Source organism: Acinetobacter sp. LCT-H3, from assembly GCF_001866125.1.
GTDB lineage: Bacteria > Pseudomonadota > Gammaproteobacteria > Pseudomonadales > Moraxellaceae > Acinetobacter > Acinetobacter schindleri.
This window is the reverse complement of record NZ_MODX01000084.1, coordinates 1-492: the sequence shown is the minus strand read 5'-3', so window position 1 is coordinate 492 and position 492 is coordinate 1. Positions and strand designations below refer to the sequence as shown.

General features: G+C 41.7%; 1 protein-coding gene. It reads left to right on the top strand.

The window, feature by feature from the left end; genetic code table 11:
* Nucleotides 1-55: 55 nt before the first annotated feature.
* A partial coding sequence (locus tag BK820_RS14965; protein WP_143045214.1) for a transposase occupies nucleotides 56-492 on the top strand: 437 nt, incomplete at its 3' end.

Sequence of the window (492 nt, the reverse complement as noted above, 5' to 3'; positions counted from 1 at the left end):
TGTGTAATTGCCTGAATTTGCTATGTTCATATTCACAACGGAGTCAGGCAACATGATGAACGAACAAAAACTAAAAGATCTTGCAGCAGAATTTGCTAAAGGAATCAAAACAGAAGACGATCTCAATCAATTCACCCGATTGTTGACTAAACTCACTGTTGAAACGGCTCTCAATGCCGAACTTACCGAACACCTCGGACATGAAAAGAATGCTCGTAAACACGGTTCTAATGCCCGCAATGGTTATTCTAGTAAGACTGTACTTAGCGATGATGGTGAGGTTGAGATCACGACACCACGAGATCGTGATGGCACATTTGAGCCACAGCTAATTAAAAAGAATCAGACTCGTATCACGCAAATGGATAGCCAAATTCTATCCCTATATGCTAAAGGCATGACTACCCGTGAAATCGTGGCTACTTTCAAAGAAATGTACGATGCTGATGTATCGCCAACGCTTATTTCCAAGGTGACTGATGCTGTTAAGGA